The sequence below is a fragment of the Streptomyces sp. NPDC001848 genome, from assembly GCF_042891915.1.
GTDB lineage: Bacteria > Actinomycetota > Actinomycetes > Streptomycetales > Streptomycetaceae > Streptomyces.
Genome location: NZ_JBIATP010000008.1, coordinates 227,921 through 252,748 on the forward strand (window position 1 = coordinate 227,921; position 24,828 = coordinate 252,748).

24 protein-coding genes are annotated in these 24,828 nt (G+C 74.7%); 16 read left to right on the forward strand and 8 right to left on the reverse strand.

What is annotated here, in order from left to right:
* Positions 1–56: 56 nt before the first annotated feature.
* From ACFYZJ_RS18625 to ACFYZJ_RS18665, 9 genes are all read left to right on the forward strand, one after another.
* The gene (locus ACFYZJ_RS18625; protein ID WP_388569084.1) at positions 57–1,718 is read left to right on the forward strand and encodes a carbamoyltransferase; all 1,662 of its coding nucleotides are present in this window, start codon (positions 57–59) and stop codon (positions 1,716–1,718) included.
* Complete coding sequence (locus ACFYZJ_RS18630; RefSeq protein ID WP_388569087.1) at positions 1,718–2,806, forward strand: glycosyltransferase family 2 protein; 1,089 nt, start codon at positions 1,718–1,720, stop codon at positions 2,804–2,806. Before ACFYZJ_RS18625 ends, ACFYZJ_RS18630 begins: the two co-directional genes overlap by 1 nt.
* A complete protein-coding gene (locus tag ACFYZJ_RS18635; protein ID WP_388569089.1) occupies positions 2,803–3,480 on the forward strand; it encodes a D-glycero-alpha-D-manno-heptose-1,7-bisphosphate 7-phosphatase in 678 nt (225 codons plus the stop codon). The genes ACFYZJ_RS18630 and ACFYZJ_RS18635 overlap by 4 nt, the downstream gene beginning before the upstream one ends.
* Positions 3,477–4,700, forward strand: coding sequence for a glycosyltransferase family 9 protein (locus ACFYZJ_RS18640; protein ID WP_388569092.1), 1,224 nt, complete (start codon positions 3,477–3,479; stop codon positions 4,698–4,700). Before ACFYZJ_RS18635 ends, ACFYZJ_RS18640 begins: the two co-directional genes overlap by 4 nt.
* The gene (locus ACFYZJ_RS18645) at positions 4,697–5,662 is read left to right on the forward strand and encodes a glycosyltransferase (protein ID WP_388569095.1); all 966 of its coding nucleotides are present in this window, start codon (positions 4,697–4,699) and stop codon (positions 5,660–5,662) included. The genes ACFYZJ_RS18640 and ACFYZJ_RS18645 overlap by 4 nt, the downstream gene beginning before the upstream one ends.
* On the forward strand, positions 5,659–6,930 hold the full coding sequence (locus tag ACFYZJ_RS18650; RefSeq protein WP_388569097.1) for a glycosyltransferase: 1,272 nt from the start codon (positions 5,659–5,661) through the stop codon (positions 6,928–6,930). Before ACFYZJ_RS18645 ends, ACFYZJ_RS18650 begins: the two co-directional genes overlap by 4 nt.
* Positions 6,931–7,044: 114 nt before the next feature.
* On the forward strand, positions 7,045–7,689 hold the full coding sequence (locus tag ACFYZJ_RS18655) for an SIS domain-containing protein (protein ID WP_388569099.1): 645 nt from the start codon (positions 7,045–7,047) through the stop codon (positions 7,687–7,689).
* On the forward strand, positions 7,686–9,080 hold the full coding sequence (gene rfaE2, locus ACFYZJ_RS18660; protein WP_388569102.1) for a D-glycero-beta-D-manno-heptose 1-phosphate adenylyltransferase: 1,395 nt from the start codon (positions 7,686–7,688) through the stop codon (positions 9,078–9,080). The genes ACFYZJ_RS18655 and rfaE2 overlap by 4 nt, the downstream gene beginning before the upstream one ends.
* Positions 9,077–10,126, forward strand: coding sequence for a glycosyltransferase family 9 protein (locus ACFYZJ_RS18665; RefSeq protein WP_388569105.1), 1,050 nt, complete (start codon positions 9,077–9,079; stop codon positions 10,124–10,126). The genes rfaE2 and ACFYZJ_RS18665 overlap by 4 nt, the downstream gene beginning before the upstream one ends.
* Positions 10,127–10,287: 161 nt before the next feature.
* On the opposite strand, the gene ACFYZJ_RS18670 is transcribed toward ACFYZJ_RS18665, so the two are convergent.
* The 3 genes from ACFYZJ_RS18670 to ACFYZJ_RS18680 form a co-directional block, all read right to left on the reverse strand.
* Positions 10,288–11,550 (reverse strand): MFS transporter, encoded by a 1,263-nt coding sequence (locus ACFYZJ_RS18670; RefSeq protein ID WP_388569468.1) that lies wholly within the window; start codon positions 11,548–11,550, stop codon positions 10,288–10,290.
* 416 nt (positions 11,551–11,966) lie between these two features.
* Positions 11,967–12,284, reverse strand: a complete 318-nt coding sequence (locus tag ACFYZJ_RS18675) for a DUF2795 domain-containing protein (protein WP_388569107.1) — start codon at positions 12,282–12,284, stop codon at positions 11,967–11,969.
* 13 nt (positions 12,285–12,297) lie between these two features.
* Positions 12,298–12,468, reverse strand: a complete 171-nt coding sequence (locus ACFYZJ_RS18680) for a hypothetical protein (RefSeq protein ID WP_388569110.1) — start codon at positions 12,466–12,468, stop codon at positions 12,298–12,300.
* Positions 12,469–12,714: 246 nt separating this feature from the next.
* Here ACFYZJ_RS18680 and ACFYZJ_RS18685 point away from each other — a divergent pair, with 246 nt between their 5' ends.
* The 3 genes from ACFYZJ_RS18685 to ACFYZJ_RS18695 all read left to right on the forward strand — a co-directional run bounded on the left by ACFYZJ_RS18685 (position 12,715) and on the right by ACFYZJ_RS18695 (position 15,534).
* Entirely contained in the window at positions 12,715–14,127 is a 1,413-nt protein-coding gene (locus ACFYZJ_RS18685) for a cytochrome ubiquinol oxidase subunit I (RefSeq protein ID WP_388569113.1), read from the forward strand.
* Positions 14,128–14,175: 48 nt separating this feature from the next.
* Positions 14,176–15,198, forward strand: a complete 1,023-nt coding sequence (locus tag ACFYZJ_RS18690) for a cytochrome d ubiquinol oxidase subunit II (protein ID WP_388569116.1) — start codon at positions 14,176–14,178, stop codon at positions 15,196–15,198.
* A gap of 141 nt (positions 15,199–15,339) precedes the next feature.
* A complete protein-coding gene (locus ACFYZJ_RS18695) occupies positions 15,340–15,534 on the forward strand; it encodes a DUF2795 domain-containing protein (protein WP_200422965.1) in 195 nt (64 codons plus the stop codon).
* A gap of 62 nt (positions 15,535–15,596) precedes the next feature.
* Here ACFYZJ_RS18695 and ACFYZJ_RS18700 read toward each other — a convergent pair whose 3' ends face one another.
* The 4 genes from ACFYZJ_RS18700 to ACFYZJ_RS18715 are packed head-to-tail and all read right to left on the reverse strand — an operon-like array spanning position 15,597 to position 18,650.
* On the reverse strand, positions 15,597–16,568 hold the full coding sequence (locus tag ACFYZJ_RS18700; RefSeq protein ID WP_388569118.1) for a glycosyltransferase family 2 protein: 972 nt from the start codon (positions 16,566–16,568) through the stop codon (positions 15,597–15,599).
* A 26-nt stretch (positions 16,569–16,594) separates the two neighbouring features.
* Positions 16,595–17,491 carry a glycosyltransferase family 2 protein gene (locus tag ACFYZJ_RS18705; protein WP_388569121.1) on the reverse strand — a complete coding sequence of 299 codons (897 nt, stop codon included), beginning with the start codon at positions 17,489–17,491 and terminating at the stop codon, positions 16,595–16,597.
* Positions 17,488–17,625 (reverse strand): hypothetical protein, encoded by a 138-nt coding sequence (locus ACFYZJ_RS18710; RefSeq protein WP_388569123.1) that lies wholly within the window; start codon positions 17,623–17,625, stop codon positions 17,488–17,490. The genes ACFYZJ_RS18705 and ACFYZJ_RS18710 overlap by 4 nt, the downstream gene beginning before the upstream one ends.
* Positions 17,622–18,650: an NAD-dependent epimerase/dehydratase family protein gene (locus ACFYZJ_RS18715; protein WP_388569126.1), complete on the reverse strand. Its 1,029-nt coding sequence runs from the start codon at positions 18,648–18,650 to the stop codon at positions 17,622–17,624. Before ACFYZJ_RS18715 ends, ACFYZJ_RS18710 begins: the two co-directional genes overlap by 4 nt.
* 278 nt (positions 18,651–18,928) lie before the next feature.
* Here ACFYZJ_RS18715 and ACFYZJ_RS18720 point away from each other — a divergent pair, with 278 nt between their 5' ends.
* Complete coding sequence (locus ACFYZJ_RS18720; RefSeq protein ID WP_388569128.1) at positions 18,929–19,939, forward strand: Ppx/GppA family phosphatase; 1,011 nt, start codon at positions 18,929–18,931, stop codon at positions 19,937–19,939.
* A 206-nt stretch (positions 19,940–20,145) separates the two neighbouring features.
* Here ACFYZJ_RS18720 and ACFYZJ_RS18725 read toward each other — a convergent pair whose 3' ends face one another.
* Positions 20,146–21,078, reverse strand: coding sequence for a polysaccharide pyruvyl transferase family protein (locus tag ACFYZJ_RS18725; protein WP_388569130.1), 933 nt, complete (start codon positions 21,076–21,078; stop codon positions 20,146–20,148).
* Between the two features lie 199 nt (positions 21,079–21,277).
* Here ACFYZJ_RS18725 and ACFYZJ_RS18730 point away from each other — a divergent pair, with 199 nt between their 5' ends.
* The 3 genes from ACFYZJ_RS18730 to ACFYZJ_RS18740 all read left to right on the forward strand — a co-directional run bounded on the left by ACFYZJ_RS18730 (position 21,278) and on the right by ACFYZJ_RS18740 (position 24,767).
* Complete coding sequence (locus ACFYZJ_RS18730; protein WP_388569132.1) at positions 21,278–22,177, forward strand: fructosamine kinase family protein; 900 nt, start codon at positions 21,278–21,280, stop codon at positions 22,175–22,177.
* Between the two features lie 65 nt (positions 22,178–22,242).
* The gene (locus ACFYZJ_RS18735; RefSeq protein WP_388569134.1) at positions 22,243–23,040 is read left to right on the forward strand and encodes an N-formylglutamate amidohydrolase; all 798 of its coding nucleotides are present in this window, start codon (positions 22,243–22,245) and stop codon (positions 23,038–23,040) included.
* A gap of 275 nt (positions 23,041–23,315) precedes the next feature.
* Positions 23,316–24,767 carry an alginate lyase family protein gene (locus ACFYZJ_RS18740; RefSeq protein WP_388569471.1) on the forward strand — a complete coding sequence of 484 codons (1,452 nt, stop codon included), beginning with the start codon at positions 23,316–23,318 and terminating at the stop codon, positions 24,765–24,767.
* The last annotated feature ends 61 nt before the right edge of the window (positions 24,768–24,828 follow it).

Here is a 24,828-nt window from a genome sequence, read left to right on the forward strand (position 1 = left end):
GCCCTCCCCACTCCCTTCCGTCCGGCTCACGTATCGCCGAAAGGCCTCGCAACCCCATGCGCATCCTCGGAATCAACGCTCTGTTCCACGACCCCGCCGCCGCCCTGGTGATCGACGGCCGGACCGTCGCCGCCGCCGAGGAGGAACGGTTCTCCCGGCGCAAACACGGCAAGCGGCCGGTGCCGTTCTCCGCGTGGGAACTGCCGGAGAAGGCCGCCGCGTGGTGCCTCGGACGCGCCGGACTGCGCCCCCAGGACCTCGACGCCGTCGTCTACTCCTACGATCCGGACCTCGCCCGGCCCGCCGAGGCCATGGGCCTCGACGACCCCTGGGACCACCTGCGGCAGACGTACGCCCGCGAAGCCCCCGGCTTCCTGAAGACGGCGCTGCCGGGCCTCGACCCCGGCATCCTCCGCTTCGTACCGCACCACATGGCGCACGCCGCGTCCGGCGCCTTCGCCGCGCCCCACGACCAGGACTCCTCCGTGCTGGTCCTGGACGGCCGCGGGGAGCGCGCCTCACACCTGGCCGCGCGCCGGGTCGGGAACCGTCTCGAGCCCCTGTACGCGCAGGAACTGCCGCACTCCCTGGGGCTGGTCTACGAGGACCTGACCGAGCACCTGGGATTCCTCAGGTCCTCCGATGAGTTCAAGGTGATGGCGCTCGCCTCGCACGGCCGCCCGCGCATGCTCGCCGAGCTGCGCCGTTACGTGTACCCCACGGGCGACGGCGGCTTCCACGCCACCGGGGTCCCCTGGCACGAGCTGTGCGCGCCGCGCGGCCCGGACGAGCCGTGGACGCAGGACCACGCGGACGTGGCCGCGAGCGCCCAGGCCGTGCTGGAGGAGACGCTGCTCGACCTGGTGCGCTGGCTGCACGGCAGGACGCACCACAGTGTGCTCACGCTCGCCGGGGGCGTCGCGCTGAACTGCGTCGCGAACTCGCGGATCGCCCGCGAGGGGCCCTTCTCCCGGGTGTGGGTGCAGCCCGCGGCCGGTGACGCGGGCACGGCGCTGGGCGGGGCGCTGCTGCTGGCCGCCGGGCAGGGCGACGAGCCGGAGCCGATGCCGGGCGCCGATCTGGGCCGGGACTGGTCGGACGCGGAACTGGGGGCGTGGCTGAAGACGGCGGCGGTGCCCTTCGAGCGACCCGCCGACATCGCCCGGACCGTCGCCGAGACCCTCGCGGACAACGGGATCGTCGCCTGGTTCCAGGGCCGATCCGAGTACGGACCGCGAGCGCTCGGGCACCGCTCGCTGCTGGCGCACCCCGGGCACGCGGGGAACCTGGAGCGGCTCAACGACGTCAAGGGCCGCGAGCAGTTCCGGCCGGTGGCGCCGATGGTGCTCGCCGACCGTGCCGCCGACATCTTCGACGGCCCGCTGCCCAGCCCGTACATGCTGTTCGTGCACGACGTGGCCGAGGCCTGGCGGGACCGCATCCCGGCGGTGGTGCACGTCGACGGCACGGCCCGCATCCAGACCGTCGACCCGGCCAAGGAGCCGCTGGTCGCCCGCATGCTCGGTGAGTTCGAACGGCTCACGGGTCTGCCGGTGGTGGTCAACACCAGCCTCAACACGGCGGGCCGGCCCATGGTGGACGATCCGCGTGACGCCCTGGAGTGCTTCGGCTCCTCCCCCGTCGACCTCCTGGCCATCGGCCCGTACGCGGTGCGGCGCGGAGACTTCTTCCGCGGCGCCGACGCGAGGGGCACGTGATGACGGAACGCGGAGACGACACGACGGCCACCGCCTACGCCGACGACGCGTACGCGGTGGTGATCCCGACGCTGGGACGGCCGAGTCTGAGTGCGTGCCTGCGGGCGCTGGCCGAGTCGTCCGGGCCCCGGCCGGTGCGGGTGGTCCTCGTCGACGACCGCCCCGGAGACGAGGGCGAGCCGCTCACGGTCGACATCCCGGGGCCGCTGCGCCCGGTCACCACGGTGGTGCGCGGCCGTGCCCGGGGTCCGGCCGCGGCCCGCAACGACGGGTGGCGGGCGGCCGGGCGGATGCCGTGGATCGTGTTCCTCGACGACGATGTGGTGCCCGGCCGTACCTGGGGCGACGACCTCGCCCTTGACCTGGCGGAGGCGACGGAGCGGACAGGCGCGATCACCGCCCGGATCGACGTCCCGCTGCCGGCCGACCGCCGGCCCACCGACTGGGAGCGCAACACCTCCGGGCTCGCCACCGCGCGGTGGATCACCGCCGACATGGCCTACCGGCGTACGGCCCTGGAGGCCGTCGGCGGCTTCGACGAACGGTTCCGGCGGGCTTTCAGGGAGGACGCGGATCTCGCGCTGCGGGTGCAGGACGCCGGGTGGACGGTGACCGACGGGTCCCGCACGACCACACACCCGGTGCGCCCGGCCGACCGCTGGGTCTCGGTGCGCCTGCAGGCGGGGAACGCGGACGACGTGCTGATGACCCGGTTGCACGGACCCGGGTGGTGGAGCAGGGCGGGAGCGCCACGGGGACGGCTGCCCGGTCATCTGGCGGTGACCGGAGCGGCGGTGGCGGCCCTGGCCTGCGCGGCACTGCGCAGGCCCCGGGCCGCCGTGGTCTGTGCCGCCGGCTGGCTGGCCGGGACCGCCGAGTTCGCCCTGGCGCGCATCGAGCCGGGGCCGCGGACCCCGGACGAGATGGCCACCATGGCGCTGACCAGCGTGCTCATCCCGCCCGCCGCCAGCTGGCACTGGCTGCGCGGTCACCTCGTCCACCGGGACGTGCCGCCGCACATCCGGTACGGGGCCGGGGCTCAGCCGCGGGTGCCGCGCCGGGCGCTCGAGGAACGGGTGCACCCATGAGCGGACGTCCCCTGCTGCCCCGTCGTCCCGAGGCAGCCGTACCGTCGGCGACCGGGCCCTGGCTGTTCGACGGACCCCGGGGCGGCCCTCCGCGGGCGGGGGGCGCCCGGCCATCGGCGGTGCTGTTCGACCGCGACGGCACGCTCGTGTCGGATGTGCCCTACAACGGTGACCCGGCGCGCGTCGAGCCGATGCCGACGGCGCGCGAGGCCGTCGGCGCCGTCCGTGCGCGGGGCATCCCCGTCGGGGTGGTCAGCAACCAGTCCGGCGTGGCCCGCGGCCTGCTGACGCGCGCTCAGGTGGAGGCGGTGCGGCGGCGCGTGGAGGAGCTGCTCGGCCCGTTCGACGTGTGGGCGGTGTGCCCGCACGGCCCGGGCGACGGCTGCGGCTGCCGCAAGCCCGCGCCGGGTCTGGTCATGGCCGCCTGCGCGCGGCTGGGCGTCCCGGTGGAGCGCGCCGTCGTCATCGGGGACATCGGCGCCGACATGGGAGCTGCCCGGGCGGCGGGCGCCCGCGGCGTGCTGGTGCCGACCACCGTGACCCGCCCGGAGGAGATCGAGGCGGCCGAGACCACGGCCGGCGACCTGCTCGCGGCGGTGCGCCTGGTGCTGGACGCCGAGGACGGCTCCGGTCACGGGCCGCGCGCCGCCTCACCCGCGGGGGAGGCACGATGACGGACACCCCATGCCTTCCCCGCACCCTGGTCGTGCGTCTCGACAGCGCCGGTGACGTGCTGCTGGCGGGCCCCGCCGTGCGTGCCGTGGCCGCCGGTTCCTCGCACACGGCGATGCTGTGCGGTCCGCGTGGGGTGCAGGCGGCGAAGCTGCTGCCGGGCGTGGACGAGGTACTGGAGTACGACGCCCCGTGGGTGGGCCTGGAACCGGCGCCGGTCTCCCGAGCGGCGACGCGGCAGCTCCTTCAGACCCTGACCGCGGGCTGCTTCGACCGGGCCCTGGTGCTCGTCTCGTACCACCAGAGCCCGCTGCCGATCGCGCTGCTGCTGAAGCTCGCGGGGGTCGGCTGGACGGCCGCCGACTGTGAGGACTACCCGGGTGCCCTGCTCGACCTGCGGCACCGCCGGCTGCCGCACCGGCACGAGGCGCCGGCGGCGCTGGACCTGGCGCGGGACGCCGGTTTCGCGCTGCCGCCCGGCGACGACGGGGCGCTGCGGGTCACCACTCCCCCGGACATGACCCACCTCACCGGGTCGGAACCGTACGTGGTGCTGCATCCCGGTGCCGCGGTGCCGGCCCGGGCGTGGAGCCCCGAGCGGGCGACGCGGGCCGCGGCCGCCCTGGCCGCCGAGGGCTACCGGGTCGTGGTGACCGGGGGTCGCGGGGAGCGGGAGCTGACCGCGAAGGTGGCCGGATCGCACGGGTTGGACCTCGGCGGACTCACCGATCTGCGGCAGCTGGCGGGCGTGCTGGCCGGGGCGCGGGTGGCGGTGGTCGGCAACACCGGACCCGCGCATCTGGCGGCCGCGGTGGGCACTCCGGTCGCCTCCCTGTTCGCGCCGGTCGTACCGGCCGAGCGCTGGGCCCCGTACGGCGTCCCGCACGTGCTGCTCGGTGACCGGGGGGCGGCGTGCGCCGACACCCGGGCCCGGCACTGCCCGGTGCCGGGACACCCGTGTCTTGACGGGGTGAGCGATGCGGAGGTGCTGGCCGCCGTGGCGGCGCTCGGTGAGAGAAGGCCCGCAGCCATGCATGACGGCGATCAGACGCGAAAGACGGACCGGGCGGATCTCGACCGGGAGGCGTCGCCCGGACCGGGTGAGGCGTCCGGACCGGAGGACGTGTCCGGCCCGAAGGACCTGTCGCAGGACGCCTCCGGGCCGCAGGACGTGTCCGGGCCGGGCCGCGGTCCCGAGACGGAACGAGGAGCGACCGTATGAACATCCTGTTGTGGCATGTGCACGGCTCCTGGACGACGGCGTTCGTCCAGGGTCCCCACACCTACCTCGTTCCGGTGACGCCCGGCCGCGACCCCGATGGACTCGGGCGGGCCCGCACGTTCTCCTGGCCGTCCTCGGTGCACGAGGCAACCCCCGAGCAGCTGCGCGACGCGGACGTGGACCTGGTCATCCTGCAACGGCCGCACGAGCCGGCGCTGGCCGAGCGCTGGCTCGGCGGCCGACGTCCCGGCCGCGACATACCGGCCGTCTATCTGGAGCACAACGCACCGGACGGCGACGTGCCGAACACCCGGCACCCGTTCGCCGACCGCGGCGACCTGACGCTGGTTCACGTCACCCACTTCAACCGGCTCTTCTGGGACTGCGGCAGCACGCGCACCGAGGTCGTCGAGCACGGCATCGTCGACCCGGGACACCAGTACACGGGCCGTCTCGCCCGTGGGGCCGTCGTCGTCAACGAGCCGGTGCGGCGCGGCCGTTACACCGGTACGGACCTGCTGCCCGCGCTGGCGGAGGCGGCGCCGCTGGACGTGTTCGGGATGCGCACCGAGGGCCTGGCCGGCCGTCTGGGTCTGCCCGAGGAGCGGTGCTGCAGCGCCGACCTGCCGCAGGCCGAGTTGCACGGGGAGATGGCGCAGCGCCGGTTCTATCTGCATCCGGTGCGCTGGACCTCCCTCGGCCTGTCGCTGCTGGAGGCCATGCACCTGGGCATGCCCGTGGTGGCGCTCGCCACCACCGAGGTGGTCGAGGCGGTCCCGCAGGGCGCGGGTGTGCTGTCCACCCGGCCCGACGTCCTGGCCCGGGCCGCACGGCACTACCTGCACGAACCCGAAGCCGCGGCCGAGGCCGGCGCCCGTGCCCGCCAGGCGGCTCTCGGCCGGTACGGGCTCAAGCGCTTCCTGGACGACTGGGAGCGCGTGATGACGGAGGCGCGCTCATGACCTCGACCCTGCACCCCATCCAGCCCGGCACCGTCGACGCCGACGGCCCCGGCTCCCTGTCGATCGCACTGGTCTCGGAACACGCGAGCCCCCTCGCCACCCTCGGCGGGGTGGACGCCGGCGGGCAGAACGTCCACGTCGCCTGCCTGGCCGGGGCGCTCGCCGACCGGGGGCACCGGGTGACCGTGTACACCCGCCGCGACGACAAGGACCTGCCGGACCGGGTGCCGCTGCGCGAAGGGGTCGAGGTACGCCATGTGCCCGCGGGTCCGCCGGAGCCGCTGCCCAAGGACGAACTGCTGCCCTACATGGCCGAGTTCGGGCGCTATCTGGCCCGGGTCTGGCGGGTGCGGGCGCCGGACGTGGTGCACTCGCACTTCTGGATGTCGGGGCTGGCCTCGCTGCGGGCCGTACGCGAGCTGGGGCTGCCGCTGCTGCACACGTACCACGCGCTCGGCACCGTGAAGCGACGGTACCAGCAGCTGGCGGACACCAGTCCGCCGCGCCGGATCGCGTACGAGACGGAAGTGGGCCTCGGCTGCGACCGGGTGATCGCCACGTGCCGGGACGAGGTCGTCGAGCTGGGCAGGATGGGCATACCCGCCGGGAAGGTCAGCATCGTGCCGTGCGGGGTGGACACCGAGCTGTTCACGCCGAAGGGTCCGGTCGCCGAACGCGGCACCCGCCGGCACCGGCTGCTGCAGCTGGGCCGTCTGGTGCCGCGCAAGGGCGCGGCGGTGTCCGTCGCCGCGCTCGCCCTGCTGCCGGAGACGGAGCTCGTCGTCGTCGGCGGACCGTCGGCGGACCGAGTGGACGACGACCCGGAGGTGCGCCGGCTGCGCCGCATCGCCGAGGAGCACGGCGTCGCCGACCGGGTGATCTTCATGGGCGGGGTGGCGCCGCGCGACGTGCCGCCGCTGGTGCGCGCGGCCGACGTGGTGGTGTGCCCCGCGGACTACGAGCCGTTCGGCATCGTCCCGCTGGAGGCCATGGCCTGCGGCAGGCCGGTCGTGGCCAGCGCGGTGGGCGGCCAGTTGGACACCGTCGCGGACCCGACCACCGGGCGCCTGGTGCCGCCCCGGGACCCCGAGGCGCTCGCCCGGGCCGTCGGTGAGCTCCTCGCCGATCCCGAACTGCGGGAGGCGTGCGGCGCGGCGGGCCGCCGCCGTGTGCTGCGCAGGTACGGCTGGGGGCGGGTCGCCGCGGCGACCGAGGCGACGTACTGCTCGGTCCTGGACGCCCAGCCCGCCGCCACGGGGGTGGTGTGAGCACGTACCGTCCGCCCGGCCCCCGACAGCGTTCCCGACCCACCGCGGAGCTCCGACGTCCGAAGGAGGTGCGGGTCCGGCCGCCGTCCCCGTGACGCGGTACGCCCGATCAACATGACCGATTCTTCTGCATTTACACTCGATGCCGCGCACCTGCACTGCCGTTCACTGGAGCAGGCGCTGGTCCGCCTACGCCGGGACGGTCTGCACCGGATCGCGGAGTGGGGCGGCCGGCTCGCGATCGTCCTTCCCGCCGGCGGCCGACTGCTGGCCGCGGGCAACGGCGGCAGCGCCGCCCAGGCCCAGCACCTGACCGCCGAGCTGGTGGGACGTTACCGGCAGGAACGGCCGGCCTACTCGGCGATCTCGCTGCACGCGGAGACCTCCAGCGTGACCGCGATCGGCAACGACTACGGCTTCGACCAGGTCTACGCCCGGCAGGTGGCCGCACACGGCCGCCCGGGTGACGTCCTCGTGCTGCTGTCCACCTCCGGCCGCAGCGCCAACCTGATCAGCGCGGCCGTGACGGGCCGGGCGGCGGGGCTGCGCGTGTGGGCGCTCACCGGCCCCGGCCCGAACCCGCTGGCCGAGGCGGCCGACGAGGCGCTGTGCATCGACGTCGGCAGCACCGCGACCGTCCAGGAGGCCCATCTGGTGGCCGTGCACCTGCTCTGCGAGAGCTTCGACGCGGCGCTCGGTGCCGCCACCCGGCAGACCGCAGCGCCGCGTACGGTCGCGGCGCACGGCAGGGCGTCGTGACGGCGCGGGGTCCGCTCGTGGTCGTCGGAGACGTGCTGCTCGACGAGGACATCGAAGGTGTCGCCACCCGGCTGTCGCCGGACGCCCCCGCCCCGGTCGTCGACGTCACCGAGGACCGGCGTCATCCCGGCGGTGCGGGGCTCGCCGCCGCGCTGGCGGCCCGCGGCGGGCGTGAGGTGGTACTGGTGACCGCGCTTGGCGACGACTCGGCCAGCGAGGCGGTACGCCGTGCTCTGCGCGGCCGGGTGCACCTGGTGGAGATCCCGCTGAGGGGCAGTCTGCCGGTGAAGACGCGGGTGCTGGCCGGCGGGCGCCCGCTGGTGCGGATCGACCGGGGCGGCGGCACGCCCGGCGAGCCGGACGCCGCGGTGCGGGAGGCGCTGGCGCAGGCGCACGCCGTGCTGGTCGCCGACTACGGACGGCACACGGCCGGTGCCGTGCGGGAGCATCTGGCCACCGTCGTGCCGCGTACGCCGCTGGTGTGGGACCCCCACCCCCGGGGCGAGACCCCGGTGCCGGGGGCGCGGCTCGTCACCCCGAACGCGGCGGAGGCGTCCGCCCTGTGTCCCGGCGACGGCAACTCGCTGCGCGCGTACGCCGACCGGGCCGCGCAGCTCGCGGAGCGCTGGCAGGCGGCCGGTGTCGCCGTGACCCTCGGGGACCGCGGGGCGCTGCTGGCCAGGCCGGGCAACGGCACGCCGATGCTGGTGCCGCCGCCGTACCGGGCCAGTGGGGATCCCTGCGGCGCGGGCGACTGTTTCGCGGCCACGACGGCGGCGGCGCTGGCCGACGGCGCGCTGCCGGAGGAGGCCCTGCAGCGGGGCGTGGCGGAGGCCGCCGCGTTCGTGTCGGCGGGCGGGGCCGGGAATCCGGCGCTGTGGCGCACCTCGCCGCCTCGCGTGGCGGCCACTCCCCGCACCGACGCCTTCGCGGTCGCCGAGCACGTCCGCGCGCGGGGCGGCACCGTGGTGGCCACCGGTGGCTGCTTCGACCTGCTGCACGCGGGGCACGTGGGTCTGCTGGAGAGCGCGCGGCGCATCGGTGACTGCCTGATCGTCTGCCTCAACTCCGACCCTTCGGTCGCCCGGCTGAAGGGACCGGGGCGCCCGCTGAACACGGTGGCCGACCGGGTGCGGGTCCTGGAGGCCCTCGGCAGTGTGGACGCCGTCGCGGTCTTCGAGGAGGACACCCCGGAGACGCTGCTGAAGCGGTTGCGGCCGGATGTGTGGGTCAAGGGCGGCGACTACTCCGTCCAGGACCTGCCGGAGGCGGAGGCGCTGCGGGCATGGGGCGGGCAGGCGGTCGTACTGCCCTATCTCGACGGCCGCTCCACGACGCTGCTGGCCCGCCGGGCGGCGCGGGCCGCCGTGCCCCCGGTGCCGCCGTCGTGAGGACGGCCGAGGCGCACCCGCCGCGGGTGCTGGTGCTGCGGGCGCTCGGACTCGGCGATCTGCTGACGGCGGTGCCGGCACTGCGGGCGCTGCGGCGGCATCTGCCCCGCCACGAGATCGTGCTGGCCGCGCCCGGGCGGCTGGTGCAGGCCGCAGCGGCGACCGGCCTGGTCGACCGGCTGCTGCCCGCCTCCGCTCCCGGCCGGGCGGTGCCCGCCGAGCTCGCCTGGACCGGGCCCGCGCCGGATCTGGCGGTCGATCTGCACGGCAACGGCCCGCCCAGCCATCTGCTGCTGCGGCGGCTCGGGCCGCGGCGGCTGTTCGCCTACGCGCACCCGGACACCCCCGACATCCCGGGTCCGGTGTGGCGGGAGGACGAGCACGAGCGGGAAAGGTGGTGCCGCCTGCTCGCCTGGTACGGCGTCCGCGCGGACCCGGAGGACCTGTCGATCCCGGGACCGGCGACCCCCTCCCCCGCACCCGGCGCCGTCGTGGTGCACCCGGGGGCCGACGCCGCCGCGCGGTGCTGGCCGCCGGAGCGGTTCGCGGCCGTTGCGCGGGAGATGCGCCGCTCGGGGTACGACGTCGTGGTGACCGCGGGCACCGGGGAGGGCACGCTGGCGCGGAACGTGGCGGCTCGGGCGGGCCTGCCGCCGGTCGCGGTCGTGGGAGGCGACGGCGACGTGCCGTTCGACCGGTTGGCCGCGCTGGTGGCCGGGGCCAGCTGCGTGGTGGTCGGCGACACCGGACTCGCGCATCTGGCCACGGCAGTGGGCACCCCCTCGGTGGTCCTGTTCGGCCCGGTCGCTCCTCGACTGTGGGGGCCACCGGCCGACGCACGGCACCGGGTGCTGTGGCACCCGGGGGACGACGACGCGGCGAGGCCGGGCGACGCACACGGGAGGGTGCCGGACGAGCGGCTGCTGAGGATCACCGTGGCGGAGGTCACCGAGGCGGTGCACGCACTGCTGGAGCCCGGGACCGGCCGTGGGATGCGGGGTGAGGGGTCCGGAGCACCGACGACGGGTCTGAGGGTCCACGGCTGACGAAGGGCGGCGGCAGCCCCGGCGAAGGCCGCCGACATTGCGATCCCGGCCCCCACCGCTCGGTGGCGGCCGGGGCCGCGTGACGCCCTGTCGGTGGTGGCGCGGGAGCGCCCCGGCAACGGACGGCGGCCCTGGGGCCTTGCGGCCGCCGCCCGGACGGCTCAGGCCGCGGTGCTCAGGTCCGGCACACCGCAGTGCTCCGTGCGGAGCACCACCGCCGGAGCGGTGCCACGACGGCGCAGGGCGAAGCCCGCTCCGATCGTGCCCGCGATGATCAGCCCGCCGCCGATCAGGGCGCCGCGGGCCCCGGCCGTCTGCATCAGGAGGCCCAGCGCCGGCGGGCCGCCGAGGCCCCAGGCCGTGCTGATGGTCCGCCACACGCCGAGCACCCGGCCGCGCAGATGGGCGGGCGGATCGGTCTGCAGGACGGTCGTGCCGGCGGTGTCGGAGACGGACTCCACCACGGCCATGGGCAGGACGAGCACCAGCAGGACCGCGAGCGAGGGCGAGAGCCCCGCCAGGATCTGGAGCAGGCCGCCTGCCGCGGCCATCGCGCCGACGTGCCGCACGGAGGGGCGGCGCAGCCGGGCGCCGAGGACCGCGCCGAGGATGCCTCCGACGGCGAGGACGGTGGAGACCGTGCCGAACGCCCCGGCGCCGCCCGCGAGCGGGCCGGTGACCAGGACGGCCAGGGTGAGGCCGTAGTTGCGTCCGAAGACCGCGCTGATCCCGGTGATGCCCGCGAGGGCCACCAGCCGCGGACGGCGCGCGAAGAACGCCAGGCCCTGTCGGACGGTCATGTCCGAGCCGGCGGGTCGCCGACTGCCGCGCTGGGCGGGGATGGCGGGCCCGCCGCCCGCGGGAGCCCGTACGGCGCCGGGTGCCGGGCGCAGGAACGGGATGACCGCGGCGACGAACAGGAAGGAGACCCCGTTCGCGGCATAGGCGGCGGCCGTGCCGAAGAACCCGACGGCCACACCGGCGAGCGCCGTCCCGGCGAGCCGGCCGGCGCTGTGCACCAGCGAGCCGACGCCGATGGCGGAGGGGACGTCCTCCGGCCGGACCAGGTCGTTGCCCAGCAGGGCGCACGCGGGCCCGTCGACGGTGGCGATCAGACCGGTGACGGCGGCCAGCACCATCAGCACGGGCACGTCGAGCCGGCCCAGTGCGACCAGCACGGCCGTCACGAAGGCGACGGCCCCGAGGAGCGCCTGGCTGACGGTGGCGGTCAGCTTCCGGGGCAGACGGTCGACGGCGGCGCCGCCCGCCAGGCTCACCAGCAGGGCGGGGGCGGCCTGGACGGAGATCGACAGACCGGTGGCGGCGGCCGACCCCGTGATCTTCAGGACCAGCAGGTTCTGCACCGTGAGCTGCATCCAGGTGCCGGCGTTGGAGACGAAGTTCGCCAGGGACCACCAGCGCATGCTGCGGTACTTCAGGGATCTCCAGGGCGAGGACGACTCGGCCGCCGAGGCCGCGGAGGCGGCGTCGGGCGCGGGAGCAGCCGGCACGGGGGCAGGGGAGGGCGCGGAAGCGACAGGGGAAGAAGGCACAGTGATCTTCGGGGAGGGGTCCCCCGGGGGGACTCACACGGAACATCGGCGGGAGCGGTACACCGGCTGCGCTGCGCGGTCGCTCCGCCGGATCTGGCGGGTGCCGTGCCGCCGGGAGCCGCGGCGCGGGTCCCGGAAGGACGACGTCGACCATCGTGGCAGACAGGACCGGCGAGTCGCCGCCGCCGGCTCGGGACCCGGTGCCGCACGCACGCCAAGTCCCCGACCGCGTCGGGGACTTGGCGCTCCTGTGCACTTGCTCACAGCATCCGTGACCGCCGTGGGGTTCAGTCCTCCAGTTCCTCCTGGATCGGCGTCCTGGGCTCGTCCCGCAGGTGCTGCGACAGCCCGGGTTTGCCGCCCTGGCGCGCCTGCTCGGCCCGCTGTGCGGCGGTGTGTCCGAGGTCGGAGTCCGGGTCCACCCGGACCGACCGGGCCACGTCCTCCCGGCTGGTGTACTCCTCGGGCGGGATACCGCGCAGCGCCTTGACCACCTCGTCCGAGGCGCCGGCCGCGCGCGCCGCCGTCAGCAACTGGTCCTTGTCGGCCGGAAAGTCGACGTCCTCGAGCGCGCCGAGCACCTCCGGCACGTCGGTGTGTGCCATGGGGGCCTCCCTGCTACCGCTCTTCGTAGTCCTCCCGCTGGATCCCCGCCTCCTCCATCGCCTCACGCATGGTGCGGCCGGACGGACCGGTGGGGGCGGGCTCCCCGGCCTTCTCCTCCGCCGGCTCCATGACCACGTCGTCGGTGGTCTCGGTCTTCTGCCGGTTCTCCTCGGGAACGGTCATCGCGACGATTCCTCACGTACGCCTTTCGCTTCCTGAACGACGGCGAGTACCCGAAGACCACGCCGTGAACACGCGACCCACCCTTTCGACCCTTTTGCGTGTCGCACGACACATACGGCGGACCGTGCCGCGAAGCTGACTGGGCGGGGCCTGTGGCGGCGGCGCCCGGTTCCCGTCGGGCATGCCCGGGGGCGGTGCGAGAGCCCGCGGGAGCGCACGGTCCCGGTCTGAGAGAGGAAGTGTTCGATGCAACCGGTCGCCTCGGGGCCGCGGGCACTGGCCGCCACGGTGGTCAACCAAGGGGATCTCGACGCGGCCCGGGCCCAGATGGGTTTCTCCCTCGCCTGGCACATCGTGCTGGCCTGCCTCGGTGTGGGCCTGCCGCTGCTGACGCTGGTCGTGGAGTGGCGGGGGGTGTGGACCGGGGACCCCTCGTACCGTCTGCTCGCCCGCCGCTGGGCCCGCGCCATGGGAGTGCTCTTCGCCGTCGGCGCGGTGTCCGGCACGATTCTCAGCTTCGAGATGGGCCTGCTGTGGCCGGGTCTGATGGGGACCTACGGCCAGGTCATCGGGTTGCCCTTCGCCATGGAGGGGATCGCCTTCTTCATCGAGGCGATCTTCCTGGGCATCTACCTGTACGCGTGGGACCGGCTGCCGCCCCGGACCCATCTGCTGACGGGGGTGCCGATCGTGGTCGCGGGTGTGGCGTCGGCGTTCTTCGTGGTGTGCGCCAACGCCTGGATGAACCAGCCCCGCGGTTTCACGTTGCGCGACGGCAAGGTGGTGCACGTGGACCCCTGGGCGGCGATGTTCAACCCGGCGACCCCGCCGCAGACCACGCACATGATCCTCGCGGCCCTGATGGTCGCGGCCTTCCTGACCTCCAGTGTCTACGCGGTGGCGCTGCTGCGTGGCCGCCGGGACCGCTACCACCGGCTCGGCTTCACCGTGCCCCTGGCCCTGGGCGCGATCGTCACCCCGGTGCAGTTGGTCGTCGGGGACTGGGCGGCGCGTTTCGTCGCCCACTACCAGCCGGTCAAGCTCGCCGCGATGGAGGGTGTCTACCGCACCGGTGACCACGTGCCGCTGACCATCGCCGGCATCGCGAGCCCGAACGGCCTGCGGTACGGGCTCAGGATCCCCGACGGGCTGTCGCTGCTGGTCGGCTACAGCCCGAACACGGTGATCAAGGGCCTGGAACAGGTGCCGGCGGACCAGCGCCCACCGGTCACCGGGGTCCACCTGGCCTTCGACCTGATGGTGGCCTGCGGCCTGTTCCTGCTCGCGGTGAGCGTGTGGCTGCTCGTGCTGGGGCTGCGCCGCAGGCGCCGTGGCGGCCCCTGGCTGGCGGGCGAGAGCCGCCCGCTGCGTGCCTTCCTCGCCCTCGGGGTCCTGACCGGGCCGGCAGCGGTGGTCGCCCTCGAGTGCGGCTGGACCGTGACCGAGGAGGGGCGTCAGCCGTGGATCGTGTGGGGGCTGCTGCGCGTCCACGACGCCGTGAACGTGGCCCCCGGGCTGATGGCCGGGCTGTGGCTGGTGGTCGTCGTCTACGTCCTGATGACCGTGGCCACGGTCTACGTGCTGCGCCGTCTGACCCGCGACCGGCCCGTTCCGCTCGCTCCCCAGGAGCACGACGTACGGGAGTACCCCGTTGTCTGACCGCTCGCCCTTGCCGTGTGTCCGCACCACTGTGACGGGGGGATGCTGATGCTCGCCAACACCGCCCTGGCCGCCATGTGGGTCGGCCTGACCTGCTACGCCCTCTTCGGCGGAGCCGACTTCGGGGCGGGTCTGTGGGACCTGCTCGCCGGGGGCAGCGAGCGCGGCAGGGCGCCCCGACGGCTCATCGAGCACAGCATCGGCCCGGTCTGGGAGACGAACCACGTGTGGCTGATCTTCGTCGTCGTCATGCTGTGGACGGGGTTCTCACCGGTGTTCGCGGCGGTGATGTCGACCCTCTACATCCCGCTGACCCTCACGGCGCTCGGGATCATCGCCCGGGGTGCCGCGTTCGCGTTCCGCAAGGTGAGCACGGAGGTGTGGCAGCAGCGCCTGTTCGGCGGCTTCTTCGCGCTGTCGTCGGTGGTGACGCCCTACTTCCTCGGCTCGGTCGCCGGAGCCGTGGCCTCGGGGCGCGTTCCGCCCGGGTTGGCGAAGGGGAACCTGGTCACCAGCTGGCTCAATCCCACCTCCGCGCTGGGCGGCGTGCTGGCGGTGCTGACCTGCGCGTTCCTGGCGGCCGTCTATCTGAGCGGGGACGCGGCGCGGACCGGGGAGGAGGACCTGGCGGTCTACTTCCGGCGCCGGGCCGTGGTCACGGGGATGGTGACCGGTGTGGTGGCGCTGGCCGGGATCGCCGTCCTGCACGCGGACGCGCCGCAGCTCTTCCACGGCCTGACGCACCGGGCGCTCCCCCTGGTGGTGGTCTCGGCCGTGCTCGGGCTGGTCAGCCTGGCCCTGCTGGTGCGGGCGAGGCTGACGTCGGTGCGGGTCACGGCGGCCACGGCCGTCGCCGCGATCCTGTGGAGCTGGGGAGTCGCCCAGTACCCGGCGATGCTGCCCCCGTCGGTCACCGTCGGTGACAGCGCCTCGCAGTCGTCCGTCCTCGAGGCGAGTCTCGCGGCGCTGGCGGCCGGTGCGCTGCTGCTCGTCCCGTCGCTGGTGTGGCTGTACTCGCTCTTCCAGCGCCGCGAGGCGCCCGCGGGAGGGGACGGCGGGCGCGGCGCCTGAGCGCCCCTGCCCCGGTCGTGGCGGCACGGCCGGGGATCGCGCGCCCGGCCTGCGCATGGCCGGGCCGGGCCACGGGTACTCGGGGGTCCGGCGCTTTTGGCGGCGCCGTGTCAACCGAACGTCTCACCGCCTGGAGGAGCCATGGCGGGTGTCAGCCCCACAGATCTGCAGAAAGCACTGTCCGGCGCGGAGTACCCGGCCGACACCGAGCAGCTCAAGAAGGTCGCCCGGGACAATCGTGCTCCCAAGGAGATCACCGAGCGTATAGATCACCTCGGGAAGAAGAAGTTCCAGAACCCGGCCGAGGTGAGCAAGGCGGTGTTCGAGAACGAGTGACCCGATGTCCGGGTGCGGCGGCCGGGGCCCCGTGCCCCGGCCGCGGTGCGTGCGGCCGAAGGTCAGCCGACGTAGCGGCGGGCCGGGGAGGTCCGCCTCGCCTCCTCCAGGGCCGCCAGCCGGGCCTCGAGGTCGGCGGGCACGGGATCGCGCTGTTTCAGGACCCAGGGAAGCCCCGCCACCGCCCGCGCGAACGCGCGCATGGACGCCGGGTCCCGGGGGACGGTGCGCATCAGGTACCAGGTGCGGCGCAGCGCCGACGGCCAGGGGCGGCGCAGCCAGGTGAACCAGAGGGTGTTGCGCAGTCCGAGGACGCGCCGTTCGGTGCTGTCCCGTACCCGGGACGCGGCGTGATGGATGGTCAGTTCCGGGACGTAGCTGAGCCAGTGGCCCCGGCGGAGCAGGTCGGTGGCGAGGAGTTCCTCCTCACCGCCCAGCCACAGTCCGGGGTGGAAGCCGCCCACGGCCCTGAAGGCGCTGACACGCATCACGGTGGCGGCGGCGAGGAACGACCCCAGGGCGGGGCCGGGCAGCCAGTCGGGGCCGGTGAGGGGTGAGTCGCGCAGTTCGGCGACGACGGGGTCCTCCTCCCCCGACGGCTCGACCACGATGCGGGCGGTCACGGCCGCGAGCCGGGGATGGGCGTCGAGGAGGTCCGCGGCCCGCCGCAGGGATCCCGGTTCCCACCAGGTGTCGTCGTCGCAGAACGCCACATAGGGCGTGCGTACCTGACGCACGGCCAGGTTGCGGCCGACCGCTCCCAGGTTGCGTCCGGGGCACAGCAGCCGGACCTCGGGGAAGTCCCGGGTGACGGCGTCCGCGGTACCGTCGCTGGATGCGTTGTCGGTGACGACGACCGGGGGCCGCTCGGGAAGGTCCCGCAGGGTGCGCAGGGTGCGCAGCAGTTCCGGGCGGCGGTCGCGGGTGATCACCACGACCGTGGTGCGGGGATCGGGTTCGAGGTCGTCGCCGTGCGGGGTTGCGGTGTCGTTGCGGGGTGTCGTGGCGGGCACGTGTGGGGGGTCCTGGGGCATGTCCGCTCGTCCTCGGTCGTCGGTGCTCATGGGGTGACCCGCTCCAGCAGGCGTACGGCGTGCTCGACCCGTGCGGGCAGCGGTTCTCGGTCCCTGAGGGCCGCGGGGAGCCGGGCGATCGCGCCGCGCAGCGCCGCCGCGGCCTCGCGCTCGCCGCGGGCAGCCGCGGCGGCGAGGCGGGCGGTGTGGCCCAGTGCCACTGTGGCGGGCCGGCGGAGCCATGCGGTGAGCAGGGCGTTGCGCCGCTGGACCGCCGAGCGGCCGGGGCGCTCACCGGGGTCCGGGTGGTGATGGGCGGTCACCGAGGGCACATAGCTGACGCCCCAGCCGCGCGCCGCGAGGTCGTAGGCGAGCAGGGTCTCCTCACCGCCGAAGAACAGCACCCGGTGGTAGCCGCCGGCGTCGAGGAAGGCCCGGCGGCGGACCACCGCCGCACAGGCCAGGAAGCCGAGCACCGGGCGGCCGGGCAGGTCGGGGTCGGGTGGCAGCGGCGAGTGCGCGAGGGCGGAGTTCAGCGGATCCTCCGCGGCGTCCGGGCCGACCAGGGTGCGGGCGGCCAGCAGGCCGAGCCGCGGGTGGGCGTCGAGGACGTCCGCGGCGGTGTCCAGGGCACCCGGCGCCCACCAGGAGTCGTCGTCACTGAAGGCGACGTAGGGTGTGCCGGCGTGCCGTACCGCGAGGTTGCGGCCCAGCGCGCCGGTGTTGCGTCCGGCGGTCAGGACGCGCGCGCCCAGCGGGTGGTCGCGTACGGCGGCCACGGTCGCGTCCGTGGAGCCGTTGTCCACGACGATGACAGGGGGCCGCTCGGGCAGCTCGGCCAGCCGGTCCAGGGTGCGCAGCACGCTGTCGCACCGGTCACGGGTGATCACGGCGACGGTGACCCGGGAGGCGTGCCGCCCGCGCGGCGTGACGCTGTCCTTCACGCGCCCTCCCGGAGGAGCTTGTGCACGCCGCGCAGCACGTGGTGGGCCGCGGTCCCGTTCGGACCCGGATGGACGCCCGGTCCGGTCAGCAGGAAGCCGCCGAAGCCGCCGAGCCGCACGGCGAGCGCCTTCAAAGTGGCCCTCCCCGGCACGCCACTCCCCCCGGGGCCGGGTCCGCGAAGGCGGCGATGGTCCGCTTGAGCCCTTCCTCCCAGGTCACTTTCGGCACCCAGCCGAAGAGTTCGCGGGCGAGGGTCGTGTCGGGTCGGCGTCGCGCGGGATCGCCCGGATCGCGGTCGACGAACGTCGGACGAGAGTCCGAGCCGGTGAGGGCGATCACCCGGCGCGCGATCTCTTCGACCGTGGTCTCCTCCTCGCCGCCGATGTTGACGGGCCGCACGGACCGGCTGGCGGCGACCCGCAGGATGCCGTCGACCGTGTCGTCCACGTAGCACAGGGAGCGGGTCTGGCGGCCGTCGCCCTCGATGGTGACGGGTTCTCCGGCCAGTGCCTGCCTGATGAAGGTGGGGACGGCCTGGCGGCCGTCCGCCGGCATCCGGGGGCCGTAAGTGTTGAACACTCGTACGATTCCTGCGTCGGTGCCCCGGGCGCTCACGTGGGCGGTGGTGAGCGCCTCGGCGAACCGCTTGGATTCGTCGTAGGCGCTGTGCGGTCCCACGGGGTCGACGTCGCCCCAGTGGTCCTCCCGCTGCGGGTGCACCGCCGGATCGCCGTAGACCTGACAGCAGGAGCCCAGCAGGAACCGGGCGCCGTCGCGGTCGGCGACGGCCAGCGCGTTGCGCGTGCCCGCGCCGCAGGCGTCGAGCGTCTCCAGGGCACGGCCCCGGCCGTCGGCGGGCGAGGCGGGACCCGCGAAGTGCAGCACCACGTCGTACGGGCCGGTGAGGGCTTCCCGGCTCTCCGGCCGCGCGATGTCGCACGCCACGAACCGGAAGCCCGGCCGGCCGGTCAGATGGGCGATGTTGGCCACCGATCCCCACGTCAGGTCGTCCACGCAGTCGACGTCGATCCCGCTGTGCAGGAGACGTTCGCACAGGTGAGAGCCGACGAACCCGGCGCCTCCGGTCACCGCGGCCCGGCCCCAGAAAGGCCGGGCCGTCGGGAGCGGGGAGAACGTGGTCGTCGGCGTCGTCAGCACGTGGTTCCTTCCGCCTTCCTTCCGCCGATGGGTGGATGCCCGCCGGATGCACGCCTGCGCGCGGCGGCCGGTCGAGTGCCCCGGCGAGTCGTTTTCATGCTCCGGCCTGCGGTGAGGGCGTGCCACAGGGGTGCGGTTTCGTACCGCCGGCCGCGTGGCGGACCGGCCGGCTCGTCGTGGCTCGTCGGAGTGAGCTCCTGGGAAGCTCGCAGGGGTGAGTCCGCGCGGTCGGACGGACCGCCCGGCATCCCCCGGGCCGAACGGGGTACTCCGCGGCCATGCGGGTGAGCGTGATTGATGTGGGTTCGAACACGATCCGTCTGATGGTCGCGGACGCGGAGCGCGGTGTGCCGCTTCCGGTGCACACCGCGAAGTGGAAGCAGCGGCTGTCCGACCAGACGGACGCGGACGGGCGGATGGCGGACGCGGCCGTGGAGCAACTGGCCCGGTCGGTCGCCGAGGCAGCCGCGACGGCTGAGCGGTGGGGCTCCGGGCCGCCCCTGGCGTTCGCGACCGCGGTGGTGCGCGCCGCGCCCAACCGCCGGGAGGTCCTGGAGGCGGTGCGCGGCGAGACGGGTGTGGCCCTGTGCACGCTGCCCGGTGAGACGGAGGCGGAGCTGACGTTCCTCGCGGCTCGGCGCTGGATGGGCTGGCGGTCCGGACCGCTCGCGTTGCTCGACATCGGCGGCGGTTCCCTCGAGGTCGCGCTGGGCCGGGGCAGCCTGCCGGACTTCGCCGCATCGCTGCCGCTCGGGGCGAACCGGCTGACCCGTGAGTTCTTCGCCGAGAACGATCCGCCCACCCCGGCCGACATCAAGGCGCTGCGCCGCAAGGTGCGCCACCAGCTGCGGGACGTGGCCACGCGCGCCCGTTGGGAGAGCCCGTGCACGGCGGTGGCGACCTCCCGCACGTTTCAGCAGCTGGCACGGTTGTGCGGGGCCCCGCCGGGGCGGCACGGCCCGTTCGTGCACCGTGAGTTGCGCCGGGTCGATCTGCGGCGGGCCATCGACGACCTGGCCGCCCGCCGATCGGCGGAACGGGCCGACCTCCCGGGTATCTCCGCGCCACGGGCCCGCCAGAGCCTGGCCGGTGCCCTGGTCGGGCACACCGTGATGAAGCTGGGGAACTTCAGGACGGTGACCATCTGCCCCTGGGCGGTCAGGGAGGGAGTGCTGCTGCGGTCCATCGAGGACGGCCTCGACTGGTGGTCGAAGGTCGCGCGGGACGGCGCCGAGGAGACGTCGTCGGGTGCCGCCGTCCGGCTGCGAGTGGCCGAACCGACGGCCTGACCGGGACACCGGCAGGGTGACGCCCGGACCGCCCGGGCGGGGGGCTGGAGCCTCCAGGCGGTCGACGCCCTGGGCGCGGCACCCTCGTCTCCGCGCGCCGGGCCACCCCGACTCCGCGTGCACGAGACATCCCGACTCCGGCGCACCACGCACGGGGCCACCTCGCACGCACGGACCACCCAAAGCAGGCGCCCCGCGGTGTGTGGTCACCCCGGAAGCCGAGTGACCTCGCCGGTCATATCCATCAGGGTTGCCACGAGTGCCGGGGCGTTGTCGTCGTCCGGGTCCTCGAGGAACTCACGGCGCACCTGCCGGGCCGCGACCCGGCCGGAGGTCAGGCACCACTGCCACCAGTGGTCCAGCCGCCGGACGGTGAGGCGGTCCACCGGAACCAGGGCGGGCCAGCCGCAGGCCTCGGCCTGGGCGGTCAGCTTGGCGCCGCCCTCCACGGGGTCCACGGCCAGGGCGGGCACTCCGCCGCGCAGGGCGAGCACCAGCCCGTGCAGCCGGTCGGTGACCACCAGGTCCATCCGGGACAGCACGGACTCGAACTGTCCGGGCGTGGCGCACAGCCGCCAGTCGTGGCTGTCGAGCCGGGTCTCCAGCTCCACGCGCGCGCAGTCCTTGCCGGCCAGCCACCGGGTCACCGTCGCGGCGGCTTCATCGTGCCGACGCCTCTGCCCGTACTCGTGCTGCCCGTGCGTGAGGATCACCCCGACGACGGGCGTGGTGGTCTCGCTCGGCGCGTGGGTGGACAGGTCCGGCACCGGACCCATGGCGGGCGCGTCCCGCGGCAGGACCCGGTGGAATCCGGTGACGGCCGGGTCGTCGGCGTCCAGAACGGAGGTGCCGACCGCGATCCGAACGCAATGCGCGAAGCGCCGGTGCAGTTCCTCGATCCCGGATCCGTGCAGCGGTCCGCAGATGAAGATCAGATGCGAATAGGAGGCGGGCCGTACGTCGTCCAGGTGCAGCGCCGACGGCCGGAAGCCGGGGCTCCACGCCACGTCGTAGGGGATCCCCTGGTGACGCAGCACGTCCTCGACCCGCCGCAGGGCCAGCACATCCCCCGCGGTGGCCTCGCCGTCCAGGAAGCTGAACCATCCGGTCAGCAGAGTCCTCAGATTCCTCGCACACACAACGCCTCACGAGTGCCCCCTCGTCACATGCTCACTCATCCCGCTCGCTCATCGTCGTGGGGCTGCACGGCATCCCGTCGGCGGTCACGGCCACCGAGCCGGCGCTCCGGGCGGCTGCGGTATCGTGCGGGCCGTCAGGGGGGAGCCCGTACGGCGCGGGCGGGGGAGTCCACGGAGTTCTGTCGACGAGGTGCCCGCCATGACCGAAGCCGATCAGGGACCCGGAGCCGCGGCGGCCCGGTTCACCGGGCGCCCGGTGACCGGTGAACGCCCGGTGTCCGGGGCGCTCACGGAGGTCGTCCTCGACGGTGGCCGGGTGGTGATGGTCAAGCGTGGCGACGCCCCCGGCTCCCTGCGGGCCGAGGCGGCCGGGCTGCGCTGGCTGGCGGACGCCGGTGCGGTGCGGGTCCCCGCCGTGCACGGTCACGACGAGCACTGGCTGGTGACCGACCGGGTCCCGCCCGGGCGGCCGAGTGCCGAGGCGGCGGTGCGCTTCGGCCGCGATCTGGCGGCCCTGCACGCGGTCGGCGCGCCCGCGTTCGGCGCCCCGCCGCCCGACGGCCCCGAGGACGCGTACATCGGCCTCGCCCCCATGCGCAACGCCACCGGAGGCGACTGGCCGGGCTGGTACGCCGAGCACCGGGTGCTGCCCTATGTGCGCCGTGCGGTCGACGACGGCACACTGCGGTCCGCAGAAGCCGCCCTGTTCGAACGTGTCTGCGAGCGACTGCCGGACCTGGCCGGTCCCGCCGAGCCGCCCGCCCGGCTGCACGGCGACCTGTGGAACGGCAACGTGCTGTGGGGCGCCGACGGCCACGCCTGGCTGATCGACCCGGCCGCGCACGGCGGACACCGGGAGACCGATCTGGCCATGCTGCACCTGTTCGGCTGCCCGTACCTGGACCGGGTGCTGGCCGGATACCAGGAGGCGGCTCCGCTCACGGACGGCTGGAGGGACCGGATCGGGCTGCACCAGCTCTTCCCGCTGCTGGTCCACACGGTGCTGTTCGGCGGCGGCTACGCGGGACAGGCGCTGGCGGCGGCCCGCGCGGCCCTGGGGCGCGCCGGATGCGCGCCGGATCGCCCGGGCGGTGTCTGACCCGGCGCACACGTGCCTCCGACGCCGGGTACGGTCTCCGGGTCACCGCACCCGGAGGAGCCGCCATGTCCCGCGCCACCGACGCCTCGTTCGACCTGTTGCCCGGCGCCGACGACTCGCCGGTGATCCTGCATGTGCCGCACGGCGCGCGGGAGATACCGGCGGACGTGCGTGAGGGCATCCTGCTCGACGACACGGCCCTCGCCCTGGAGCTGGACCACATCACGGACGCCCACACCGGCGAACTGGCGGGGCTCGCCGCGAAGGCGGCGACCGTCACACCCTGGCGGTTCGTCAACCGGCTGTCCCGGCTGGTGATCGACCCCGAGCGGTTCCCCGACGAGCGGGAGGAGATGCTCGCCGTGGGCATGGGGGCCGTCTACACCCGCACCACCCACCGCGAACCCCTGCGAGGGCCCGGCACCGACCCCGAACCGCTGCTGCGGCGCTATTTCCACCCGTACGCGCGGGCGATGACGGAGGCGGTCGCGGACCGGCTGGCCGCCACGGGGCGGGCCGTCGTCCTGGACGTCCACTCGTACCCGACCGCCCGTCTGCCCTACGAACTGCACGGCGACGGCCCCCGGCCGCCCGTCTGCCTGGGCACGGACTCCTTCCACACCCCGCCGGAGCTGCTCGCCCTGGCGCGCGAGGCGTTCGCGGGGATCGGCGGAACGGCGGTCGACAGCCCGTTCTCCGGGGCGTACGTCCCCCTGGAGTACTACGGCACACATCCCCGGGTCACCGCCCTGATGGTGGAGATCCGCCGCGACACCTACATGAGCGAACCGGGCGGTGCGGCGGGCCCCGGCCTTCCCCGCCTCGCGTCGGCCCTGGCAGCCCTGGTGGACGCGGTGTCCTGACGGCCGTCCCCGCGCGGGTCGGCGCGGCGGCGGCAGCCGCTTTCCACGAGCCTGCCGACGCGGCTGCGCCGTCCCCCGATGTTCACGGCGCGCTGGAGGAGATCGTCGGTGGCGGTCCCGCCGCGGCCTTGCCGTGTGCGCCGGGGCCGTCGGGGCGGCGCACTTTTTGTTATCGACCGCGGCCACGGCCGTCTCCTGTGCGTAGTCGTCCGCATCGGAACACCTGACGAGACCGAGGACCCACGCACGTGAGAGCACAGATCAGCCGCCGGAGCATGCTGAAGATCGCCGGTACGGCCGCGGGCGCGGCCGCCGTCACCGCCGCCGTCCCCGCACCCGGTGCGTCGGCGGCGGGCACGGCCTTCGCGCACCCCGGGCTGCTGCACACCCGGGCCGACCTCGACCGCATGGCGGCCAAGGTGAAGGCGGGCGCCGCTCCCTACACGGCGGGTTTCGCCAGGCTCACCGCCAACCGGCACGCGCAGAGCACCTGGACGGCCCGCCCGGCCGCGACCGTCTACCGGGGGTCGGGCACGCCGGAGAACTACTCGGTCCTGTACAACGACGTCCACGCCGCCTACCAGAACGCCCTGCGCTGGCACGTCAGCGGCGACACCGCGCACGCGGACACCGCCGTGGCGGTCCTCAACGCCTGGTCCGCCACCCTGACCAAGCTGGACGGCACGGCGGACCGGTTCCTCGCGGCCGGGTTGTACGGCTACCAGTTCGCCAACGCGGCCGAACTGGTGCGCGACCGCGAGGGGTTCGAGCTGGCCCGCTTCCAGAAGATGATGCGGTCCGTCTTCCTTCCGGTCAGCTCCGACTTCCTCACCCGCCACAACGGCGCCTACGTCAGCAACTACTGGACCAACTGGGACCTGGCCGCGATGGCCTGCGTCCTGGCCGTCGGCATCCTCTGTGACGACCGCACCGCTGTCGACCAGGCGGTCTCCTACTTCGGGCACGGCGACGGCATGGGCTCGGTCAGGAACGCGATCCCCGTGGTGCACCCCGACGGCCTCGCCGAATGGGCGGAGGCCGGCCGCGACCAGGGTCACGCGCTGCTCGGCGTGGGCCTGATGGGCACGGTGTGCGAGATGGCCTGGAACCAGGGCATCGACCTGTACGGGTACGACGACAGCCGCTTCCTCAAGGGTGCCGAGTACGTGGCCAAGTGGAGCATGGGCGGATCCGTGCCCTACACGGCGCTGACCCGGAGGAAGGGCGCACCGGGCGTCTGGTCCGGCAGCGAGACGACCGACAGGGCGGCCGCCGTGGACCCGGCCATGACCCGCCCGATCTGGGCCATGATCGCCAACCACTACACCAGGCGCCGCGGGCTGGACGCCCCCTACGTCACGCGGATCGCGGCCCGGACGGCCCCGGAGGGCGGCGGCGGGGACTACGGACCCAACAGCGGCGGATACGACCAGCTGGGCTTCGGCACGCTGACGTTCACCCGCGACCGGGCCTCCGTGGCCGAGGCGACGGCGTCCCCGACACCCGCCTCCGGTTCCGGGACCGGAGGCGGGACCGGTGCCGGTGCCGCGGCCGGGTCCTCCGCGCCGTCGTCCACCGCCGCTCCGCAGGGCGGCCGGGGCAGGGACCTGGCGAACACCGGCTCCTCGGACGTGGCCGCCTGGACCACCGCAGCGGGCGTCACCGCAGTCGCGGGCGGACTGCTCCTGCTGCGCCGCCGCGGGCGCTCGGGAGGCGAGAGCTCGTGAGTCGAAGGGCCGGCGGCCGGCGCGGTACGACCGTCGGCATCCCGCGCACGCACACGGTGAG

What these genes read in the sequence shown, in the direction of transcription:
- ACFYZJ_RS18625 (WP_388569084.1), top strand. Translation starts at nt 57, where the DNA reads ATGCGCATCCTCGGAATCAACGCTCTGTTCCACGACCCCGCCGCCGCC.
- ACFYZJ_RS18630 (WP_388569087.1), top strand. Translation starts at nt 1,718, where the DNA reads ATGACGGAACGCGGAGACGACACGACGGCCACCGCCTACGCCGACGAC.
- ACFYZJ_RS18635 (WP_388569089.1), top strand. Translation starts at nt 2,803, where the DNA reads ATGAGCGGACGTCCCCTGCTGCCCCGTCGTCCCGAGGCAGCCGTACCG.
- ACFYZJ_RS18640 (WP_388569092.1), top strand. Translation starts at nt 3,477, where the DNA reads ATGACGGACACCCCATGCCTTCCCCGCACCCTGGTCGTGCGTCTCGAC.
- ACFYZJ_RS18645 (WP_388569095.1), top strand. Translation starts at nt 4,697, where the DNA reads ATGAACATCCTGTTGTGGCATGTGCACGGCTCCTGGACGACGGCGTTC.
- ACFYZJ_RS18650 (WP_388569097.1), top strand. Translation starts at nt 5,659, where the DNA reads ATGACCTCGACCCTGCACCCCATCCAGCCCGGCACCGTCGACGCCGAC.
- ACFYZJ_RS18655 (WP_388569099.1), top strand. Translation starts at nt 7,045, where the DNA reads ATGACCGATTCTTCTGCATTTACACTCGATGCCGCGCACCTGCACTGC.
- ACFYZJ_RS18670 (WP_388569468.1), bottom strand. Translation starts at nt 11,550, where the DNA reads ATGCGCTGGTGGTCCCTGGCGAACTTCGTCTCCAACGCCGGCACCTGG.
- ACFYZJ_RS18675 (WP_388569107.1), bottom strand. Translation starts at nt 12,284, where the DNA reads ATGGCACACACCGACGTGCCGGAGGTGCTCGGCGCGCTCGAGGACGTC.
- ACFYZJ_RS18680 (WP_388569110.1), bottom strand. Translation starts at nt 12,468, where the DNA reads ATGACCGTTCCCGAGGAGAACCGGCAGAAGACCGAGACCACCGACGAC.
- ACFYZJ_RS18685 (WP_388569113.1), top strand. Translation starts at nt 12,715, where the DNA reads ATGCAACCGGTCGCCTCGGGGCCGCGGGCACTGGCCGCCACGGTGGTC.
- ACFYZJ_RS18690 (WP_388569116.1), top strand. Translation starts at nt 14,176, where the DNA reads ATGCTCGCCAACACCGCCCTGGCCGCCATGTGGGTCGGCCTGACCTGC.
- ACFYZJ_RS18695 (WP_200422965.1), top strand. Translation starts at nt 15,340, where the DNA reads ATGGCGGGTGTCAGCCCCACAGATCTGCAGAAAGCACTGTCCGGCGCG.
- ACFYZJ_RS18700 (WP_388569118.1), bottom strand. Translation starts at nt 16,568, where the DNA reads ATGCCCCAGGACCCCCCACACGTGCCCGCCACGACACCCCGCAACGAC.
- ACFYZJ_RS18720 (WP_388569128.1), top strand. Translation starts at nt 18,929, where the DNA reads ATGCGGGTGAGCGTGATTGATGTGGGTTCGAACACGATCCGTCTGATG.
- ACFYZJ_RS18730 (WP_388569132.1), top strand. Translation starts at nt 21,278, where the DNA reads ATGACCGAAGCCGATCAGGGACCCGGAGCCGCGGCGGCCCGGTTCACC.
- ACFYZJ_RS18735 (WP_388569134.1), top strand. Translation starts at nt 22,243, where the DNA reads ATGTCCCGCGCCACCGACGCCTCGTTCGACCTGTTGCCCGGCGCCGAC.
- ACFYZJ_RS18740 (WP_388569471.1), top strand. Translation starts at nt 23,316, where the DNA reads ATGCTGAAGATCGCCGGTACGGCCGCGGGCGCGGCCGCCGTCACCGCC.